Raw genomic sequence first — 21,487 nt, forward strand, 5'->3', positions numbered from 1 at the left:
ACGAGCCCTATTCAAAACGAATGATCAATTGATCAACCGCCAAGCTTTCGCCTACATTCGCACAGATTTCAGCAACTACGCCATCTTGAGCGGCAACCAAGGTGTTCTCCATCTTCATCGCTTCAATCGCGGCTAATTTCTGGCCGGCAGTTACTGCCTCACCCACTTTAACGGAGATGTTGGTCAACAGGCCTGGCATTGGAGACATCACTAGCTTCGAAGTGTCTGGCGGCACTTTTACTAACATGCGACGCTGTAGCTCAGCACCTAGCGGGCTCAGAACCATGCATTCGTAATGAGCGCCATCCAGAACGAGGACATACTTAACACCCTTACGCTCCACTTGCGCAGTGATCTTATGGGTGCCATTAATCGTTGCGCGTAAGCAAAGCTCACCTGGACGCCAATTGCTAACGATGTTGTAGCGACTAACGTCACCCGCTTCCTCAATATAGACAGAGTACACACCCTCTTTGAGTTCAACCCGAATTGGAATCTCTTGGATATCTTCATTCGAGCCGACGCGAGAGCCAGTAACCACAACAAACTTCTTGGCAATCGTCATCTCATGACCGGCCAATTGACCATCAATCATCTTGATGTGCTCAAGGTAGCGATAGCGCATGAATGCTGCTAGTGCTGCCAAGCGCTTCGGATCGGCTGGCTGAACAGAATCCTTTTTGAATCCATCTGGATACTCTTCAGCAATAAAGCCGGTAGTGAAATCACCAGATACAAAGCGTGGATGCTGTAGCAAAGCTGCTTGGAACGGAATGTTCGAATGAATACCGCGGATCACGAAATCATTGAGTGCAGCACGCATCTTTTCAATTGCTTCAGTACGATCCTTGCCATGCACGATTAACTTAGCAATCATGGAGTCGTAGTGCATCGGAATTTCACCGCCCTCGTAGACACCAGTATCTACACGCACACCATCAAGTTCCTCTGGTGGGCGATATTTCACTAAGCGACCAGTGGATGGTAAAAAGTTACGGAAAGGATCGTCCGCATTAATACGGCATTCCATTGACCAACCATCTAGTTTGATGTCTTCTTGCTTAAATGCTAACTTTTCGCCAGCAGCCACACGAATCATCTGCTCCACTAAATCAAGACCGGTAATCCCTTCGGTAACCGGATGCTCAACCTGCAAGCGGGTATTCATCTCAAGGAAGTAGAAGGACTTGTCTTTACCAACTACAAACTCAACCGTACCGGCAGATTGGTAGTTAACGGCTTTTGCCAATGCAACTGCTTGTTCGCCCATGGCCTTACGGGTTGCGGGATCGATAAATGGAGATGGCGCTTCTTCAATCACCTTTTGATGGCGACGCTGAATTGAGCAATCACGCTCACCCAAATACACGACATTGCCATGTGAGTCACCCAATACTTGGATCTCAATATGGCGCGGGCCTTCAACAAACTTTTCAATAAAGACGCGGTCATCACCAAAGCTATTGAGAGCTTCAGTCCGGCAAGCAGTAAATCCTTCAAAAGCCTCTTTATCATTAAAGGCCACACGTAGACCTTTACCGCCACCGCCTGCGGATGCCTTAATCATGACTGGGTAACCAATGCCCTGCGCAATCTTGACAGCTTCTTCAGCCTTGTCAATAGCTTCATTAAATCCAGGGATCGTATTGACCTTTGCCTCTAAAGCCAATTTCTTGGAGGCAATCTTATCGCCCATCGCAGCAATCGATTGATGCTTAGGTCCGATGAAGGTAATGCCTTCTTCTTCGCAACGACGTGCAAACTGCTCATTCTCAGATAAGAAACCATATCCTGGATGGACAGCCTCAGCGCCAGTATCTTTACAGGCCTGAATGATGCGATCCATTACTAAATAGGATTCACGTGATGGTGCAGGCCCGATGCAAACTGCTTCATCAGCCATCTGCACATGACGCGCTTCTTTATCGGCCTCAGAATAGACGGCAACCGTCTTGATGCCCATCTTCTTGGCTGTTTTCATTACACGGCAAGCAATCTCGCCGCGGTTAGCAATCAAAATTTTCTTAAACATTTTCGTAGTCATGATTTGTCGGCGCCTTAAAGGGGAATATTGCCGTGTTTACGCGGTGGGTTTGTGAGCTCTTTATCTTTGAGCATTGCCAAAGAGCGTGAGATGCGCTTGCGGGTTTCATGTGGCAAGATAACATCGTCAATGTAGCCGCGACGACCTGCCACAAACGGGTTCGCAAATTTAGCCTTGTACTCCGCTTCACGCGCAGTGATTTTCTCTGGATCAGATTTCTCTTCGCGGAAGATAATTTCAACAGCACCCTTAGGCCCCATTACAGCGATTTCTGCTGAAGGCCAAGCAAAGTTCACGTCACCACGTAAATGCTTAGAAGCCATCACGTCATAAGCTCCACCGTAGGCTTTACGAGTAATCAGCGTCACCTTAGGTACAGTGCAATCCGCATAGGCGTAGAGCAACTTCGCACCATGCTTAATGATGCCGCCGTACTCTTGTGAGGTGCCAGGCATAAATCCAGGCACATCAACTAAGGTAACGACAGGGATATTGAAGGCATCACAGAATCGAACGAAACGTGCAGCTTTAATTGATGCCTTGATATCCAAGCAACCCGCCAAAATCAATGGCTGATTGGCTACGATACCAATCGAGCGACCTTCCATCCTTGCAAAACCAATAAGGATGTTTTTAGCGTAGTCAGGTTGCAACTCAAAGAACTCGCCATCATCCACAATCTTCTCAATCAACTCTTTCATATCGTAAGGTTGATTGGGATTGCTTGGAACCAAGGTATCTAATGAGAAATCCGGCTCTTCAGTACGCATCGCCCCATTAATCATCGGCGGTTTCTCGCGATTCGATAAGGGGAGGTAGTTAAAGAAACGACGGAGCATCATGATGGCATCTACATCGTTATCAAAAGCCAAATCACAAACGCCTGAGATAGTGGAATGAGTTACAGCGCCACCCAACTCTTCAGCCGTCACATCTTCATGAGTCACGGTCTTCACCACTTCTGGTCCGGTCACAAACATGTATGAACTATCTTTCACCATGAAAATGAAGTCCGTGAGCGCCGGTGAATACACGGCACCACCAGCTGATGGTCCCATGATCAAAGAAATCTGCGGAATCACACCAGACGCAGTCACATTGCGCTGGAAGATTTCTGCATAGCCGCCCAAAGAGGCTACGCCCTCTTGAATACGTGCACCACCGGAGTCATTCAGACCAATAACAGGAGCACCTACTTTGAGCGCTTGATCCATGATCTTGCAAATCTTCTCAGCATGCGCTTCGGAAAGTGAGCCGCCTAAGACAGTAAAGTCTTGTGAAAATACAAACACCAAACGGCCGTTAATCATGCCGTAACCAGTAACCACGCCATCGCCCGGGACTGTTTGATCAGCCATGCCAAAGTCGTGGCAGCGATGCTCTACAAACATATCCCACTCTTCAAAAGTGCCCGCATCTAACAAGAGCTCAATACGCTCACGTGCGGTCAACTTGCCTTTGGAATGCTGAGCAGCAATACGCTTTTGCCCGCCACCTAATCTGGCAAGTTCACGCTTTGCTTCAAGCTGTTGAATGATTTCCTTCATAACTACTCCCTTAGAAAAATTCGTGCCCCATTGCCTCGAGCAAACGTCTCGCAGCAACAGAAGCGGCCATGGTTCCTTGATTTACCTCGTAACTTAAGCCGGGTAAAAGTGTTTGTACTGCTGGGTGATTCTGAAAAGCATTTTTAAGGCCTGCATCAATTCGATCCCACATCCAAGCACCCGATTGCTGCTTACGGCGAGCTTGTAATTTGCCATTGGCATTTTGTAGTTTTTGAAAATGCAGGATTTTTTCCCACAACTCAGGTACGCCATTACCCTCTAATGCACTTAAAGTCATGACGGTGGGATGCCAATACTCTTGATCGTGCGAAGCGTGATCAGGATTTCCTTGGAAGCCCAATAATCGTAGTGAACTCGTGATAAATAATTGTGCTCGCAACGCGGCATCAGGATCGATATCCACTTTGTTAATAACAATCAGATCAGCGATTTCCATGACGCCTTTTTTAATCGCCTGAAGATCATCGCCAGCATTGGGCAACTGCAACAGCAAGAACATATCTGTCATACCGGCAACCGCAATTTCGCTTTGACCAACGCCAACCGTTTCGACGATCACAATGTCAAACCCAGCGGCTTCAGCAACCAACATGGCTTCTCGCGTTTTCTCAGCTACGCCACCCAAGGTGCAGGATGATGGGCTTGGTCGAATAAATGCGTTATCCAATACCGATAACCTCTCCATGCGAGTCTTGTCACCCAGAATGGAGCCGCCAGACAGACTGGAAGATGGATCGATCGCGAGAACAGCAACACGATGGCCTTTTTCAATGAGATCTAGGCCAAGGGTTTCAATTAAAGTGGATTTACCAACACCAGGCACTCCAGAAATCCCAAGACGAAAGGATTTACCTGTCTTTGGCAATAAGGTATTGAGCACCTCATCTGCACGCTTACGATGATCCATACGCGTAGATTCGAGCAAGGTAATGATCTTGGCTAAAGCACGCCGCTGCGCCGATGAGGGCGCACCAGTTAAATCATTCACCAAAGCTTGGTCTACGGAGTTCAGCATGCTGATGGGCTCTTCGCTTGTTCTCTAATTACTGAGGCTTAGCAGACTTGCGAATCTGCTCAAGTACATCCTTTGCAGAAGCCGGGATCGGTGTACCTGGGCCATAAATGCCCTTTACACCAGCCTCATACAAGAAGTCGTAATCTTGTCTTGGAATAACTCCGCCAACGAATACGATGATGTCGTCAGAACCCTGTTTCTTCAGCTCGGCAATGATGGCTGGCACCAAAGTCTTATGACCAGCGGCCAATGTAGAGATACCCAAGGCATGAACGTCATTCTCAATTGCTTGGCGAGCGCACTCTTCCGGAGTTTGGAACAAAGGTCCAATATCCACGTCAAAGCCTAAATCGGCAAAAGCAGTAGCAACTACCTTGGCGCCACGATCATGGCCATCTTGACCGAGCTTCGCAATCATCACGCGTGGTCGACGACCGAAGTCTTTTGCAAAATCAGCGATTTCTACTTTCAATTTCTCCCAGCCTTCTGCTGAGTCATAAGCAGCTGCATACACACCGGTCACCTTTTGAGTATCGGCGCGATGGCGCCCGTAAACTTTTTCTAATGCATCGGACACTTCACCTACCGTAGCGCGCAAGCGAATCGCTTGAACAGCTAACTCTAGCAAATTACCAGTGTTGTCTTCTGCGGCCTTAGTTAATGCCTCTAGCGCAGCTTCTACTTTTTTAGAGTCGCGCTTTGCTTTGATATTTTTCAAGCGAGCAACTTGGCTCTCGCGAACCTTATCGTTGTCAATCATCAAAACATCGACCAAATCTTCTTTGCCGAGCTTGTATTTATTGACACCAACGATCACATCAGAACCAGAGTCAATCTTGGCCTGCTTCTCTGCAGCTGCGGCTTCAATCTTTAACTTAGCCCAACCACTTTCAACAGCCTTGGTCATACCACCCATAGCATCAACTTCTTGGATGATTTCCCAAGCTTTATCTGCCATCTCTTGCGTGAGGTTTTCCATCATGTAAGAGCCAGCCCATGGATCGATCACGCTAGTGATATGGGTTTCTTCTTGCAAAATCAATTGGGTATTACGGGCAATACGGCTAGAGAACTCCGATGGCAAAGCAATTGCCTCATCAAATGAATTCGTATGCAAAGATTGTGTACCGCCAAATACCGCGGCCATTGCTTCTACAGTAGTTCGTACTACGTTGTTATAGGGGTCTTGCTCAGTTAAAGACCAGCCTGATGTTTGGCAGTGTGTGCGCAACATCAATGACTTTGGATTCTTTGGCTCGAAAGACTTCATGATGCGCCACCACAAGAGTCTTGCAGCGCGCAGCTTGGCAACCTCTAAGTAGAAGTTCATACCAATTGCAAAGAAGAAAGATAAGCGACCAGCGAAGCCATCTACATCCAAGCCTTTAGCAAGGGCAGTTTTTACATACTCTTTACCGTCAGCCAATGTAAATGCCAGTTCAAGAACTTGGTTAGCACCAGCCTCTTGCATGTGATAACCCGAAATCGAGATCGAGTTAAATTTCGGCATATGCTTGGCGGTGTACTCAATGATGTCACCGATGATGCGCATAGAAGGCTCCGGTGGATAGATGTAAGTATTGCGCACCATGAACTCTTTCAGAATATCGTTCTGAATAGTTCCTGATAACAACTCTTGTTTCACGCCCTGCTCTTCACCAGCAACAATGTATCCAGCCAATACTGGCAACACTGCACCATTCATCGTCATCGATACAGAGACTTTATCCAATGGAATGCCATCGAACAAAATTTTCATATCTTCTACTGAATCAATTGCGACACCAGCTTTACCAACGTCACCAGTAACACGCGGATGATCAGAGTCATAGCCGCGATGCGTTGCTAAGTCGAATGCAACAGACACCCCTTGACCGCCTGCATCAAGTGCTTTGCGATAAAAGGCGTTCGATTCTTCTGCAGTTGAAAAACCTGCGTACTGACGAATGGTCCATGGGCGCACTGAATACATTGTTGCTTGCGGTCCACGTACAAATGGCTCAAAGCCCGGCAACGAATGTGTGTATTGCAGACCTTCAATATCTTCGGCGGTATACAAAGCCTTAATATGAATTCCATCGGGTGTTTTCCAACCTAATTTATCGACATCGCCATTGGGCGCCGACTTTTGGGCTGATTTTTTCCATGCATCTAAATTACTGTCTGGCACATTAGGCCAAGTATTAGATGAATTCGATGCAGACTTCTTTTCACTTGTACTCATAAAGCACTCCCGGTTGGCTTTATTACATTGTTACTAAATTTGTAGGATCATTTTGCTTGACTTTTTTTTATTTGTCTAGATACTGTATACATAATTATGAATGCAAAACTAATTAACAGACCTCTATACGAAGACGTTGCAGAACGACTGCGTGAGCAAATCTTTTCCCATGAATTGGCTCCAGGTAGCTGGCTAGATGAACAAAATCTGGCTATTGCCTTTGGTATTAGCCGTACGCCCATGCGGGAAGCCATCAAGGTTTTGGCCTCTGAGGGCCTAGTAACGACCAAAATGAATAAAGGCGCCTATGTTACTGAGGTAGATAGACGGGATTTAGAGCAAATCTTTACCGTACTCTCCCTCCTAGAAGGACAAGCAGCCAAAGAAACCGCCCTGAAGGCAACTGAGGCGCAGTTAACGCTATTAGATAACCTGCACCACCGCCTAGAAAAGGCTGCTGCAGACCGCGATACAGAGCAATTCTTTGAAATTAATGTCAAATTTCATGATTTGATACAAGAAATCGCCGGTAATAAATGGATGAATGGCGTGATTGCTGACTTACGCAAGGTATTAAAGCTCCAAAGACGCGATTCATTAAGTCGGGGTGGACGATTATTGAGCTCACTTATTGAGCATCGGGAGATTCTCCAGGCCATCCTGAAAAGAGATCCCCTGGCAGCTGAGACTGCTATGCGAAAGCACCTAGCTCGCGGGCTTGAAGCAGTTAAGTAATCAGCGGATTAACTGATAATCCATAAAAAACAAAGGCTTAGCTGATTAAGCTAAGCCTTTAATGCAATAGTTTAAGGTAGTTGAAATTACTTCTTAACTACGAAATTTCCTGGCAAAGTTGCGATATAAGCAGCGATATCGTGCATATCAGCATCGGTGAATGTCTGAACTTGGGAGCCCATCACAGCATTATTGCGGCCGTATTGCGCATTTCCATTGCCTACCTTATATGCCTTCAGAGCGTAGTAGAGGTAATCAGAATACTGACCAGCTAATTTTGGATAAGCGGGCAAGATTGGGGTATTTAAGCCTGCTCCATGGCAAGAAGCGCAATTAGCCTTCTCAACAAGTGCCTGACCTTTATCAGCGCTAGCAGCATGAGCTACGCCGATGCTAGATAACAAAATGGCGGTAATTAGTGCGAATTTCATAAACATGCCTCTAAATATCACTTCAATGGGTTATTTGGTGAGCTGGCAGTTTGCACAGCATAGTATTCGCCAAGATCAGCCATGTCTTGATCAGACAAGCTGGCAGCAATTGAACGCATCGTTGGATGCTTTCTTTCGCCCTTCTTGTAAGCGGCTAAAGAGCTAGCGATGTAAGCGGCGTTCTGGCCACCCAACATCGGCACTTTATAAACTAAAGGATAGTCAGCACGGTAGTCAGGAATGGAATGGCAACCAATGCAAAGCCATACCTTGCCTTGTCCAGCCTGAGCAGAGCCTTTGACATCTTGAGCTTGAGCGGCAAAACCAGCAAAAGCCAAAGTAGCACAAAGAGCCATTTGGGAAAGAATGAGGTGTTTTTTCATGGAAATCATCATTAACGAGTTTGATTTAGATCAATTTGGAGAGAGTATAGCGGAGACAGGCAGAGATCCTCCACTTCAGACGCTGAAATCAGTGAAAACACTGAAAATACCAGCCCTTTTACCTATACTTGAACGCTATTTAATGACAAATTGATTGCTCGCACCGATGACAAAGACTAAATCCCGTTTTGATGGCTCACAGAGCTATGTAGCCACAGACGACCTCAAACTCGCAGTCAATGCCGCGATTCAACTCCAGCGCCCTTTGTTGATTAAAGGCGAGCCTGGAACTGGCAAAACCATGCTGGCCGAAGAAGTGGCCGCAGCCCTGAATATGCCTTTAATGCAATGGCATATTAAGTCGACCACCAAAGCTCAACAAGGTCTTTATGAATACGATGCCGTGAGTCGCTTAAGAGACTCCCAGTTAGGTGACGCCAAAGTAAATGACATTCGTAATTACATTGTTAAAGGTGTTCTTTGGCAAGCATTTGAGGCTGATGAACCCGTAGTGCTATTAATTGATGAAATTGATAAAGCGGATATTGAATTTCCGAATGACCTCTTGCGAGAAATTGATCGCATGGAATTCTACGTATATGAAACAAGAGAGCTCATCAAAGCCAAGCATCGCCCTCTCGTGATCATTACCTCCAATAATGAAAAAGAATTACCAGATGCATTCTTGCGTCGTTGCTTTTTTCATTACATCTCATTTCCTGATGCAGGAACCATGCAAAGTATTGTTGATGTTCATCACCCCAATATCAAACACGAATTGCTCGAAGCTGCTCTCAAGTCCTTTTACCAAATCAGATCATTGCCTGGGCTAAAGAAGAAACCATCCACTTCTGAATTAATTGATTGGTTAAAGCTATTGTTAGCCGAGGATATTCCCGCTGAGACACTCTACAGCGGTGAAGAAAAAATATCCATTCCGCCATTGCATGGCGCGCTTCTAAAGAATGAACAAGATATTCACTTATTTGAACGCTTAGTCATGATGAATCGCAATCACCGCTGATCTCAAGCGATAAAGACTGAGTCATGCTGATTCAATTCTTCCTTAATTTAAAAGAAGCAAAAGTTCCTGTATCGGTACGGGAATTTTTAACTTTGCTCGAAGCATTAAAAGAAGGCGTCATTGAGCCTTCGATAGATGAGTTCTACCAATTGGCCCGCATGACCCTAGTAAAGGATGAGCAGCACTTTGATCGCTTCGATCAGGTCTTTGGCGCTTATTTCAAGGGCGTTGAACAAATCATCGCCCTCGCACCAGACATCCCGCTTGATTGGCTCGAAAAAAAGTTGCAGCGCGTATTAACCGACGAGGAAAAGGCGGCACTCAAGAAATTGGGTGGACCCCAGGAATTGCAAAAACGTCTGCAAGAGCTCATGAAGGAGCAAAAAGAATGGCATGGCGGAGGTAATAAATGGATTGGCGCTGGCGGCTCATCGCCATTCGGTCACAGTGGCTACCACCCAGAAGGTATTCGGATTGGTGGCGAGAGTGCCGGCAATCGAACAGCCATTAAAGTGTGGGAAGCTCGGGAATTTAAAGACTATGACAGCGATCTCAGCCTAGGAACACGCAATATCAAAATAGCGTTACGTCGTTTGCGTCGTTTTGCTAGAGAGGGTTCTAGCTTGGAGTTAGATCTAGATAAGACCATCCACTCCACTGCTGCCAATGCCGGCATGCTCGATATTCAAATGCGACCTGAGCGCCATAATCAAGTGAAGGTCCTGCTATTAATGGATGTAGGTGGGTCGATGGATGATCACATTCAACGTATCTCCGAGCTGTTTACTGCCGTCAAAACAGAATTCAAGCATCTTGAGTATTACTACTTTCATAACTGTGTTTATGAGCACTTGTGGCAAAGCAATCGCCGCCGGCGAGATCAAGTCACCGCAACCCAAGACATCATCAATAAGTATGGGTCCGACTACAAGCTGATTTTCATTGGAGACGCCACCATGTCTCCATATGAAATTCTCAGCACCAATGGATCGGTTGAGTACAACAACCGCGAGACTGGGGCCTCTTGGATTAATCGCCTCATTGAGCACTTCCCTCACTTTGTATGGCTAAACCCAGAGCCTGAATCAATTTGGCAATATCGCCAATCAATTGACATCATGCAGGGTTTGATGAAAGACCGTATGTACCCTGTGACTTTGAATGGCCTCGAGAACGCTATGCGTCAACTTTCAAAGTAATAAAGTAAGATTTACTCATCCTCAATATTTTTATTCCACTTCAATCCTTTTTAATTTAAACACTATGACAAACCATATTTGCGATCGTCTGAAAACCCTTGGAATTGATTTGCCTCTACCAGGTCCCCCTGCCGCTGCGTATGTTATGGCCGCTACTACTGGCAATACCGTTTTTCTATCTGGCCATATTGCAAAAAAAGATGGTAAACCTTGGGTAGGTAAGCTGGGTTTAGATATGGATACAGAAACAGGTAAGGCCGCTGCAAAGTCCATCGCGATTGATTTGATTGCCACACTACAGAATCACTTAGGCTCGCTCGATAAAGTAAAGCGCATCGTCAAAGTCATGGGCTTAGTCAACTCCACTGCTGAATTTACCGAACAACACTTGGTCGTTAACGGCTGTTCAGAATTACTGTTTGAGGTATTTGGCGAGGCTGGCATGCATGCCAGAAGTGCATTTGGCGTTGCGCAAATACCCTTAGGCGCCTGCGTTGAAATCGAGCTTATTGCAGAAATTTAAGAATCTAGCCCCAGCTTAATTTGTATTTTTGGATGTCCTCCGGCGTATCGACATCCAAGACAAATGCCTGATTGGCGGTATTCATGCTTCGCACCTTTTCCGGGTGGGCATCCATGTAGGCACGGCAAACCATTCTGGGTATAAGCAAAACCTCTTGTACCGCTTTTTTTGAAAACAATACAGGGTTACCACGCTGGCCACTCACGATCGGCAAGATAATTTCTTCACCAGAATTTCGAATAGAAAACTCTTCTAGTAATTCTTGGATCTCTTGTGCGCCAATCTCAGGCTGATCGGATAGCGCCACCAATAAAACATCAAATTCCGACTGAAGTGACTCAAGACCCAAGCGAACTGATGAGGTTTGCCCCACTTCTGGAGTTAAATTCCGAGCTGATTTGATGGGGTAAGCTAAAGAGGTGTTGATTGCCTCAATCTCAGACTCAATTGCCACCGCATGAAAACCCGTTACAGCCAGACATTCAACGGGGCTAAATCTTTGGATTGCCTTTGAAAATCGCTCTAAAAGAGACAGGCCATCTTTATGAAGCAAGGCTTTGGGTTGCGAACCTAGGCGACTGCCTTCACCCGCAGCCAGCAATAAAACAGCTAGGCGTAATTTCGAGATTTCAGTTGATGGGCTGGAACTGGTCATTAGAGTGATAATAATTACATTGGCACTAAAAAAATAATAAATACAAAAATATCGAAGACAAGAAATGAATAGCACTGATTTAAGCGTCTTAAAAGCTGCGGTAGATTGGCTCAAAGCCGGCCATCAAGTGGCGATCGCTACCGTAGTCCAAACATGGGGCTCCGCACCACGACCTATAGGTTCTTGGTTGGCGATTCGGGGTGATGGACAGGTAACGGGGTCTGTTTCGGGCGGATGTGTTGAGGACGATCTGATACGGCGAGTGAGAACTGAAATCCTGATTCAAAATACGCCAGAGATGGTGGTATATGGTGTGAGTCAACAAGAGGCAGCTCGCTTTGGCTTACCTTGTGGTGGAACCTTGCGCTTGCTGGTCGAACCCAAACCCGAGTTAACTATCTTAGAAGCGATTCTGAGCTCCATCACCAATCACCAAATAAGCTCCCGTACAGTGAGTTTAAGTACCGGAAAATCGACGCTGGAGTCCGGTAGCCGTAATGCAGCTTTTATTTGTGATGATCAGTTCATGAAAACCACTTATGGTCCGCGTTGGCGCATGGTGATTATTGGCGCGGGACAACTATCGCTTTATACGGCTGACTTTGCGCTGGCATCAGACTTTGAGGTGATTGTGATTGATCCACGAGAAGAATATGCCGAAGGCATTAATCGTGAGCATATTCAGTTCATCAAAGGCATGCCAGATGACGTGCTTTTGGAAATTGGCGTAGATTCTCATACGGCAGTGCTTGCTTTGACCCATGACCCCAAACTCGATGACATGGCACTCATGGAGGCATTAAAGTCCCCCGCTTTTTATGTCGGCGCATTGGGAAGCAGAGCAAATACTCAGAAACGCAAATCCCGCTTGCTTGCTTTTGATGTGACGCAAGAACAAGTGGATCGACTGCATGGTCCTGTTGGCTTATTTATCGGGGCTTTGACCCCACCTGAAATCGCCATATCGATCTTGGCAGAAGTCATCGCTGTTAAGTACGGCGTTCCCGTCCCCAAGAAAAGCTAGATAAAGAAAAACCCGATCAAGTTACCGATCGGGTTTTTTGTTTGCCTTATTACTACATCTACAGCGAGTTAGTTAATTCGCTTTGAGCTTGCCATCTTTGAGTCGTGGCTCAACAAAGTGACCCTTGCGAGCGCGATTGCCAGCAAACGACTTTAAGGTCTTGGCATCGAGACTTAGTTCCGTTGGTTTACCTGCACGACCAGCACCAGAATACGTAGCACCCTCAGCACTAACCGCAATGGCAGATGCAAGCTTCTCTTTATCGTCCAAGCCCATCAAGATCACACCCTTACCGCCAGTAGGCAGACGTTTGAGTTCATCTAATGGGAATACCAATAACTTAGAACCTTCGGAGAGGCAGGCCACTTGTTTCATGCCAGCAGTGACCTTTGCAGCACCGAGGGGCGCATCGCCACCTGGGAATTTGCTATCAATACCAACGAATGACTTACCTGCCTTGTTGCGGGTAGTCATATCGGCCACGTTTGCCAGGAAACCATTGCCTGATCTAGTGGAAATCAAGACTAAATCATCAGACTGACCAGCGTAATACGCAACCATTTGCGAACCTGCCGCTAGATTCACAAAACTAGTTAAAGGTGAACCATCACCACGGGCGCCAGGTAATTCGCTTACCGGCACGGTATAGACACGACCATCGCTACCGAAGCCCTGTATGACATCTACCGTGCGGCATTCAAATGTACCGTACAGCGCATCACCGGCCTTGAAGCCAAACTGGGTTGCATCATGCTCGTGGCCTTGGCGAACGCGCACCCACCCTTTTTGAGACACGATGACCGTTACTGGTTCATCCAATACTTTAGTTTCTGCAACGGCGCGCTTATCTTCCTGAATCAAGGTACGGCGGTCATCGCCAAAATCCTTCATATCGGATTCAATTTCTTTGATGATGCGTTTACGAAGAACGGCATCGCTTTGCAACAAACCCTCAAGGTCATCACGCTCAGTTTTGAGTTCTTTCAACTCTTGCTCAATCTTGATGCCTTCTAGGCGGGCCAACTGACGCAAGCGAATATCTAAAATATCTTCCGCTTGACGATCACTCAGCTTGAACTCTTTAATGAGGTCTGCCTTAGGCTCGTCGCTATTGCGAATGATCTTAATGACCTTATCAATATTCAGAAGAACGATTAAGCGCCCTTCCAAAATATGCATACGGTCATTTACTTTTCCTAAGCGGTGCTGAGTACGGCGTGTAACAGTCCCGACCCTAAAAGAAATCCACTCAGAAATAATCTCTTTTAAGCCTTTTTGACGTGGGCGACCATCAGTGCCAATCATCACCAAGTTCATTGGCGCATTGGACTCCAATGAGGTATGGGCTAGTAATAAGTTAGCGAACTCATTGACATCAATATTTTTACTCTTAGGCTCAAATACCAAACGCACAGCCGCATCTTTACTGGATTCATCACGAACACCGTCGAGCACATTCAAGATGGTGGACTTCAGATTGCTTTGTTCCGGAGTTAAAGTCTTCTTGCCAACTTTGACCTTAGGATTGGTGATCTCTTCAATTTCTTGCAAGACACGCTGAGATGAAGTGGAAGGTGGCAACTCATTGACCACAATTTGCCATTGGCCACGAGCCAATTCTTCAACGGACCAGCGGGCACGCACTTTAAGACTGCCGCGACCTGCTTCATAGATCTGTGCGATTTCTGCTGGAGAAGAAATAATTTGACCGCCACCTGGATAGTCTGGGCCAGGAATGATTTCAAGCAGCTCTGAAGTACTCATTTTTGGAGACTTCATCAATGCAATTGCAGCGCTAGCGACTTCACGTAAATTATGTGAAGGAATCTCAGTAGCCATACCAACAGCAATACCCGATGCACCATTCAACAGAACGAAAGGTAAGCGTGCTGGCAATAACTTAGGCTCTTGAAAAGATCCATCATAGTTCGGCGCAAAATCTACCGTTCCCTCATCAATTTCGCTTAGTAACAAGCCGGCAATCTTCGTTAAACGTGCTTCCGTGTAACGCATTGCTGCTGCGCCATCACCATCACGTGAACCGAAGTTACCCTGACCATCGATCAGCGGATAACGCAATGAAAAGCTCTGTGCAAGACGCACTAAAGCGTCGTAAGCTGACTGGTCACCGTGCGGATGGAATTTACCGAGTACATCACCCACAACACGAGCACTCTTGACTGGTTTTGCATCAGCTCGTAATCCCATTTCACTCATGGAGAACAGGATGCGACGTTGTACCGGCTTTTGACCGTCCGATACATCGGGCAATGCACGGCCCTTCACTACGCTGATTGCGTAATCAAGGTAAGCACGCTCTGCATAGACTGCCAACGTTAAGCTGTCCTTGTCATCTTCATTGAGTTCGACTATTTTTGGATCGTGAGGATCCTTAGGGCCACCTGCTTTCGGTGCCGCAACTGCATCTACCTCAACAATATTCATTTCAATTGGCTCAGCAGCAAACAAATCTGCTTGGTCAGCAGCGCCAATATCACCTGGAGTTTTTTTAATCGCCATTAGATATCTGCCTCCACCTCGTTACCGCGCTCTTCCAGCCAATCACGACGCGCCCCGGATTCTGATTTACCCATCAACATGTCCATTGTTTTAATCGTTTCATCTTCTGTCCAGGCACCGAGAGTTACTGGTAGTAAGCGACGGGTGTCTGGATTGAGGGTGGTATCCCATAATTGCTCCGCGCTCATTTCCCCCAAACCTTTAAAGCGGGAGATTTGCCAGGCCGATTCTTTTACGCCATCTTTACGTAACTTATCTTCAATCGCTTGCAGCTCATTAGCATCAAGGGCATAGATTTTTTGTGCTGGCTTTTTACCGCGTGCTGGTGCATCCACCCTGAACAGCGGCGGTCTAGAAATATGAATATGACCCAACTCAATTAACCTGGGGAAATGTTTATAAAACAAAGTGAGTAGCAATACTTGAATATGCGCGCCATCGACGTCCGCATCGGACAAGATGCAAACTTTGCCGTAACGCAAATTAGATAAATCAGGGGTGTCATTGGCACCGTGCGGATCCACGCCAATTGCTACAGCAATGTCATGTACTTCGTTATTGGCAAACAAGCGATCGCGCTCTGCTTCCCATGTATTCAGAACCTTACCGCGCAGCGGCAAGATTGCTTGATATTCTTTATTGCGGCCCATCTTGGCTGATCCACCTGCTGAATCACCCTCAACAAGGAAGATTTCATTAAGGGCAATATCTTCGCTCTCACAATCCGTCAGCTTTCCAGGCAGAACGGCAACTCCAGAAGATTTTTTCTTCTCGACCTTTTGACCTGCACGTGTTCTCGCTTGGGCTTGCTTAATTACCAAGTCAGCCAGTTTTCGGCCGTAATCCACATGCTCATTAAGCCAAAGTTCTAATGCAGATTTAGCGTATCCAGAAACCAAACGCACCGCATCCCTAGAATTCAAGCGCTCTTTAATTTGACCTTGGAACTGAGGATCCAACACCTTGGCAGACAGAATAAAGGATGCTCGGGCAAAGACGTCTTCAGGCATCAATTTCACGCCCTTCGGTTGCAAGGCATGCATCTCAATAAAACCTTTGACAGCATTAAAGAGGCCTTCACGCAATCCGCTTTCGTGGGTTCCGCCCGCTGGAGTTGGAATCAAGTTCACATAACTCTCGCGCACTGGAGCGCCATCTTCTGTCCAAGTAACCACCCAAACGGCACCTTCGCCCTCAGCAAAGGAGTCATCATCACCATTGCCGGTGGCGTATTGCTCACCTTCAAATGGGGGTATCACTTCTGCGCCATGACCCGCTTGGGCCATCGCTTCATTTAAATAGCCACGCAAACCTTGGGCGTATTGCCAAGTCTGACTTTCACCAGACTTTTCTTGAATCAGGGTAACTTTGACGCCCGGCAGCAAGACTGCTTTAGAGCGTAACAAGCGAATGAGTTCTGGCATCGGAATACCAGGACTATCAAAATATTTACCATCTGGCCATGCACGTACCCGAGTACCGTGCGACTTATCTTCTTTACCAGCAGCGCTGGTTTTGAGCTTTTCGATGACTTTGCCGTCAGCAAAGGTCAACGTAGAAACTTGCCCTTCACGCCATACCGTTACCTCTAAGCGTTTCGATAATGCATTGGTGACGGAGACGCCAACACCGTGCAAACCACCAGAAAAGGCATAAGCACCGCCAGAGCCTTTTTCAAACTTACCGCCCGCATGGAGCTGGGTAAAGACGATCTCTACAACTGGCAGCTTCTCAGTAGGATGCATTCCTACGGGGATTCCACGCCCGTCATCTTCCACGCTCACACTGCTGTCGGTATGCAAAGTCACAATAATTTGCTTACCAAATCCACCCAAAGCCTCATCAGAAGCGTTATCCAACACCTCCTGAATGATGTGTAAGGGGTTATCAGTGCGGGTGTACATTCCCGGCCTTTGACGGACGGGTTCTAGCCCTTTGAGGACTTGAATCGATGATTCGCTGTATTCGGAAGTTTTACGAGTAGCCATGCGCGCAAATTGTAGTCATGTCTGAGGGAAATCCTGAATTTTCCTGAATTACCCCTATATTCATGCCAAAATCGCTGGATGGGAGCCTTAAGTCATATTCGCGTTTTAGACCTCAGCCGTGTGCTTGCCGGACCGTGGTGCACACAAAATCTAGCCGATCTGGGGGCAGATGTCATTAAAGTCGAGCGTCCAGGCGTTGGGGACGATACGCGGCATTGGGGCCCTCCTTTTGTTAAGGATACCCAAGGCAATGAAACCGCTGAAACAGCGTATTTCATCTGCATTAATCGCAATAAACGCTCAATTACAGTCGATATCAGCAAGCCTGAGGGTCAAGAAATCATTCGCCAACTCGCTAAAGAGTCCGATGTAGTCATTGAAAACTACAAAGTTGGGGATTTGGCTAAGTACGGCCTAGATTACGAAAATCTGAAAAAAGTTAAATCGGATCTCATTTATTGTTCAATTACTGGCTTTGGGCAGGATGGGCCCTACGCTCACCGCCCTGGCTATGACTTCATCATCCAGGGTATGGGTGGCTTTATGAGTGTTACCGGTGAAGCCGATGACTTTCCAGGAGCTAGTCCACAAAAGGCTGGCGTGGCGATTGCCGATATCTTTACAGGCATGTACGCCAGCACTGCCATTTTGGCCGCCGTGGTTCACCGAGATCAAACTGGCCAAGGTCAATATATTGATATGGCACTGCTAGATACCCAAATTGCAGTGATGGCTAACGTTTCTAGTGCCTATTTGTGCTCTGACAAGGTTCCACGTCGCTGGGGTAATGCCTCACCCATCATTGTTCCCTACCAAACCTTCCCCACATTAGATGGCTGGATGATTGTCGCGGTTGGTAATGATGGTCAATTTGGGCATTTTGTTACCGCTGGCGGTGAGGCGCATTTAGCCGTGAACCCTCTTTACCTCAGCAATCCCCAGCGGGTTGAGCACCGCAAGTCATTGATTCCATTGCTAGAAGTGATGACGCGTCGCAAAACAAAGGCTGAATGGATCACCCTTTTAGAAGCAGCCAATGTACCTTGCGGCCCTATCAATAACTTTGAGGAAGTCTTTGATAACGAGCAAGTAAAGGCGCGGGGCGTTCAAATTGAGGTTCCTCACCCAACAGCAGGCAGCATGAAACTGGTTGCAAGCCCTATGCGGCTATCCGAAACCCCTGTAGATGTGCGTTTGGCACCACCAACGCTAGGCCAACATACTCATGAAATTCTGAAAGAGCGTTTAAACCTTGATCCGCAGGCAATTGCCGCCCTTCAGGAAAAAGGCATTATTTAGCCCCATGTCTACAAGTAATTCGAGCCAAAAGTTATCGCTAAAACAAGTGCTGATTTTTGGCGGCTTGATGGTGACCTTTTCCATGGGAATAAGACATGGATTTGGATTATTTAATCTTCCCATTACCTCTGCCAATGGTTGGGGACGTGAAACTTTTGCTCTGACGATTGCATTGCAAAATCTGATTTGGGGCGCAGTTCAACCGATCACAGGAGCATTAGCAGATCGCTATGGCGCACTCAAAATCATGGTGGCTGGTGGCATGCTTTATGCACTCGGTTTGGCTGGTATGGCTCTCTCTACAGATGCCCTGAACTTTTCCCTGGCAGGCGGTTTACTAATTGGTCTTGCGCAAACCGCAACCACTTACAGCGTGGTGTATGGAATATTAGGGCGCAATGTTTCTGCCGATAAACGTGTATGGGCAATGGGCATTACTGCAGCTGCCGGATCATTTGGGCAGTTCCTCATGATTCCTGTTGAGCAAGGTTTACTCACAAACTTTGGGGCTAATAATGCTCTTCTCATGTTAGCCCTCATGGCTAGCTTGATGATTCCAATTGCATTTATGTTGCGCGAACCCAATCTCACGAGCACGCATCAAGGCAGCAATCAAACAATCAAAGAGGCAATAAAAGAGGCGATGGGCAATCCGAGTTTTAGATTGCTCACTTTGGGTTATTTTGTATGTGGATTTCAGGTGGTGTTTATTGCAGTGCATTTAGCACCCTACCTGAAAGATTTGTCCAAGATTTATCCTGATGTTGGCGCGCCTGTAGTGGCAACCACTGCACTTGCTTTAATTGGGCTATTCAATATCTTTGGAACCTATAGCGCCGGAATACTGGGCCAACGCTTTCCTAAACGTTACCTGCTATCAGGCATCTATATCCTCAGATCCATCGCCATCATGGGCTTTATCTGGCTCCCTCTCAGCCCTACTACTACCTACATCTTCGCGGCAATCATGGGCTTTTTGTGGCTTTCCACTATCCCCTTGACCAATGCGATTGTGGCGCAGATCTTTGGCGTGAAATACCTCACAATGCTTTCTGGTCTAGTGTTCTTCTCGCATCAACTAGGAAGCTTTTGCGGCGCTTATTTTGGTGGTTATTTATTTGATCGCACCGGTTCCTATTTGATTGTTTGGAATATCGCCATTGCCTTAGGTGTGTTTGCATTCTTAGTCAACCTACCAGTTAAAGAGCGCGCAATTCATCGCGTCGCGACTATCTAAGATGTTTGAGAAAACGATAAGCATTTCCATCAAGAAGGCTTTCATCTATTTATTGGTGGCAGTAGTGTTGGGGACAATTTTTACAGCATACTTCGCACCTGAGACGATGGTTGCAATTACAAATCAAGTTTGGGCCATGTGTGGATGGTAGATTGTGAATGTGTTGCAGATGCGTTGATAATGTTTTCGCTTACCACTATTTTTAGAAATGCGCTTGGTACTTATTTGATGTAGATGTTGCTTTGAGTATTTATTTTTACTTTTATTTTTTCTCGCCGTAGCACAATGGATAGTGCACATGCCTCCTAAGCGTGGGATACAGGTTCGATTCCTGTCGGCGGGACCACTCCAAAATAAAAAACTTATCCACAATCTGTGTGGATAAATACCGAAAAGTTTTCGTAAGTCGTAGATTTGTATAGAGTGATCTAGCTTGCTTAAATTATGAGCATCCGTCTCTGACAAAAAATTCAGTAAAGATCTGTTGACAATTCAAAATCGCTTCTTGATTTTCAGGCCACTTTTTTGCCATTTTCAATTTCTCTTACACTTAGGGCATGCACAAGCTCACTAATATGCTCACTACTAGCACCCTCGCCGCTCTCGAGGAGATGCTTCAGAACACAGCAAGATCTACGCCTCAAGAGTATTTACCCATTCATTTTTTGGGTGGCACCAGGTCTGGGCAGGTCATTGGGCATCTGAATCCAGATTTCATCCCCTATTTACAAGAATCCTTGGCAAAAAACCCAATTTCTCATCTGGAGATGGGTCACGATAGACTGACTATCCACAATGCCAAACCTTTATCGCTGTCGGAAAGTCTGGCTAAATTAGCGGATCGCATGCATCAGGGCGGCTTTATCCCCGGCTGGCGGCACGAAGATTTCGCTTGGATTGACCAAAATGGCCATGAATACTTCCGTTTGGAGCGTTCTGCATTTCGGACTTTTGGCTTTCAGAGTATGGCAAGCCATATCAATGGCTATACCAAAGCCGGCAATCTCTGGCTTGGACGTCGCAGCGAAACCAAGGCCACTGATCCTGGCAGGCTCGATAATCTTGCTGCTGGCGGTATTGGGGCCGATGAAACCCCCTGGGTGAACGCCCGACGTGAACTTTGGGAAGAGGCTGGTGTTCCACCCCAGATCGCCGATCAAATCGAGCCCGTGGGCCGCATTCATATGCGCCGCCCGATTCCAGGAAGAGGTTTTCATGATGAGCAGCTCTATATCTATGATTTGGAGCTTGCCGAGAACTTTATCCCCACCAATCATGATGGCGAAGTGAGTGGTTTTATTGAAATCTCGCTTTCAGAAGCTGCAGCCCGCATTTTGGCTGACGAGTTCACTAGTGATGCCGCCTTTGTGACGGCGGATTTCATTTTGCGTAATACCAAGGCCATCTCAGTCTGACCCTTTACCTGGTGTCTTGATTTTGATCATCCAGCTCAAAGCCAATTCGTGGTTAAATTAGCCCTAAGGATGAAACAGGGGTGCCCTCTAGTGAATTTAGCTACGAGGCGCTGAGAAAGACCCTATAACCCGATCCAGGTAATGCTGGCGTGGGGAGTTTTCCATCAGACCGTCACCCGGTTTCGTCCATCTAAATTAAGTCA

Annotated in this window: 17 protein-coding genes, 1 tRNA gene and 1 riboswitch; of the genes, 9 read left to right on the plus strand and 9 right to left on the minus strand. The window is 46.7% G+C overall.

The features are described 5' to 3' along the window. Positions 1-7: 7 nt before the first annotated feature. From accC to scpA, 4 genes are read right to left on the minus strand one after another with little or no spacing between them, the layout of a single operon-like run. Positions 8-2,032: an acetyl-CoA carboxylase biotin carboxylase subunit gene (gene accC / locus ICN12_RS08375; RefSeq protein WP_216272072.1), complete on the minus strand. Its 2,025-nt coding sequence runs from the start codon at positions 2,030-2,032 to the stop codon at positions 8-10. Positions 2,033-2,058: 26 nt separating this feature from the next. Next, on the minus strand, positions 2,059-3,591 hold the full coding sequence (locus tag ICN12_RS08380) for an acyl-CoA carboxylase subunit beta (RefSeq protein ID WP_216272050.1): 1,533 nt from the start codon (positions 3,589-3,591) through the stop codon (positions 2,059-2,061). Positions 3,592-3,601: 10 nt separating this feature from the next. After that, entirely contained in the window at positions 3,602-4,627 is a 1,026-nt protein-coding gene (meaB, locus tag ICN12_RS08385; protein ID WP_216272051.1) for a methylmalonyl Co-A mutase-associated GTPase MeaB, read from the minus strand. Positions 4,628-4,655: 28 nt separating this feature from the next. Next, on the minus strand, positions 4,656-6,851 hold the full coding sequence (scpA, locus tag ICN12_RS08390) for a methylmalonyl-CoA mutase (protein ID WP_216862170.1): 2,196 nt from the start codon (positions 6,849-6,851) through the stop codon (positions 4,656-4,658). Between the two features lie 96 nt (positions 6,852-6,947). Here scpA and ICN12_RS08395 point away from each other — a divergent pair, with 96 nt between their 5' ends. Further along, positions 6,948-7,586: a GntR family transcriptional regulator gene (locus ICN12_RS08395; RefSeq protein WP_216272052.1), complete on the plus strand. Its 639-nt coding sequence runs from the start codon at positions 6,948-6,950 to the stop codon at positions 7,584-7,586. A gap of 86 nt (positions 7,587-7,672) precedes the next feature. On the opposite strand, the gene ICN12_RS08400 is transcribed toward ICN12_RS08395, so the two are convergent. Further along, a complete protein-coding gene (locus ICN12_RS08400; RefSeq protein ID WP_216272053.1) occupies positions 7,673-8,017 on the minus strand; it encodes a c-type cytochrome in 345 nt (114 codons plus the stop codon). A 17-nt stretch (positions 8,018-8,034) separates the two neighbouring features. Continuing rightward, positions 8,035-8,400 (minus strand): c-type cytochrome, encoded by a 366-nt coding sequence (locus ICN12_RS08405; RefSeq protein WP_216272074.1) that lies wholly within the window; start codon positions 8,398-8,400, stop codon positions 8,035-8,037. 166 nt (positions 8,401-8,566) lie between these two features. Between ICN12_RS08405 and ICN12_RS08410 the strand changes: the two genes are divergently transcribed. From ICN12_RS08410 to ICN12_RS08420, 3 genes are all read left to right on the plus strand, one after another. Then, entirely contained in the window at positions 8,567-9,424 is an 858-nt protein-coding gene (locus ICN12_RS08410) for an AAA family ATPase (protein ID WP_216272054.1), read from the plus strand. A gap of 23 nt (positions 9,425-9,447) precedes the next feature. Continuing rightward, positions 9,448-10,623 (plus strand): vWA domain-containing protein, encoded by a 1,176-nt coding sequence (locus tag ICN12_RS08415; RefSeq protein WP_216272055.1) that lies wholly within the window; start codon positions 9,448-9,450, stop codon positions 10,621-10,623. Positions 10,624-10,687: 64 nt separating this feature from the next. Then, positions 10,688-11,146: a RidA family protein gene (locus ICN12_RS08420; RefSeq protein WP_216272056.1), complete on the plus strand. Its 459-nt coding sequence runs from the start codon at positions 10,688-10,690 to the stop codon at positions 11,144-11,146. Positions 11,147-11,150: 4 nt separating this feature from the next. On the opposite strand, the gene ICN12_RS08425 is transcribed toward ICN12_RS08420, so the two are convergent. Beyond that, complete coding sequence (locus tag ICN12_RS08425; protein WP_216272057.1) at positions 11,151-11,801, minus strand: nucleotidyltransferase family protein; 651 nt, start codon at positions 11,799-11,801, stop codon at positions 11,151-11,153. Positions 11,802-11,865: 64 nt separating this feature from the next. Between ICN12_RS08425 and ICN12_RS08430 the strand changes: the two genes are divergently transcribed. Further along, positions 11,866-12,825 carry an XdhC family protein gene (locus tag ICN12_RS08430; RefSeq protein ID WP_216272058.1) on the plus strand — a complete coding sequence of 320 codons (960 nt, stop codon included), beginning with the start codon at positions 11,866-11,868 and terminating at the stop codon, positions 12,823-12,825. Between the two features lie 72 nt (positions 12,826-12,897). Here ICN12_RS08430 and parC read toward each other — a convergent pair whose 3' ends face one another. Then, on the minus strand, positions 12,898-15,270 hold the full coding sequence (parC, locus tag ICN12_RS08435) for a DNA topoisomerase IV subunit A (RefSeq protein WP_216862174.1): 2,373 nt from the start codon (positions 15,268-15,270) through the stop codon (positions 12,898-12,900). A gap of 74 nt (positions 15,271-15,344) precedes the next feature. Next, the gene (locus tag ICN12_RS08440) at positions 15,345-17,333 is read right to left on the minus strand and encodes a DNA topoisomerase IV subunit B (protein ID WP_216272059.1); all 1,989 of its coding nucleotides are present in this window, start codon (positions 17,331-17,333) and stop codon (positions 15,345-15,347) included. 78 nt (positions 17,334-17,411) lie between these two features. On the opposite strand from ICN12_RS08440, the gene ICN12_RS08445 reads away from it, so the two are divergent. The 4 genes from ICN12_RS08445 to ICN12_RS08460 all read left to right on the plus strand — a co-directional run bounded on the left by ICN12_RS08445 (position 17,412) and on the right by ICN12_RS08460 (position 21,284). Then, positions 17,412-18,632: a CaiB/BaiF CoA transferase family protein gene (locus ICN12_RS08445; RefSeq protein WP_216272060.1), complete on the plus strand. Its 1,221-nt coding sequence runs from the start codon at positions 17,412-17,414 to the stop codon at positions 18,630-18,632. A 4-nt stretch (positions 18,633-18,636) separates the two neighbouring features. Beyond that, positions 18,637-19,869 (plus strand): MFS transporter, encoded by a 1,233-nt coding sequence (locus ICN12_RS08450; RefSeq protein WP_216272061.1) that lies wholly within the window; start codon positions 18,637-18,639, stop codon positions 19,867-19,869. A 271-nt stretch (positions 19,870-20,140) separates the two neighbouring features. Continuing rightward, positions 20,141-20,215 (plus strand) — tRNA-Arg (locus ICN12_RS08455). Positions 20,216-20,426: 211 nt separating this feature from the next. Further along, a complete protein-coding gene (locus ICN12_RS08460) occupies positions 20,427-21,284 on the plus strand; it encodes an NUDIX hydrolase (protein ID WP_255537769.1) in 858 nt (285 codons plus the stop codon). A gap of 66 nt (positions 21,285-21,350) precedes the next feature. Continuing rightward, a riboswitch (TPP riboswitch) is annotated at positions 21,351-21,457 on the plus strand. Positions 21,458-21,487 lie beyond the last annotated feature (30 nt).

It is taken from the genome of Polynucleobacter sp. AM-25C3, from assembly GCF_018882335.1.
Classification (GTDB): domain Bacteria; phylum Pseudomonadota; class Gammaproteobacteria; order Burkholderiales; family Burkholderiaceae; genus Polynucleobacter.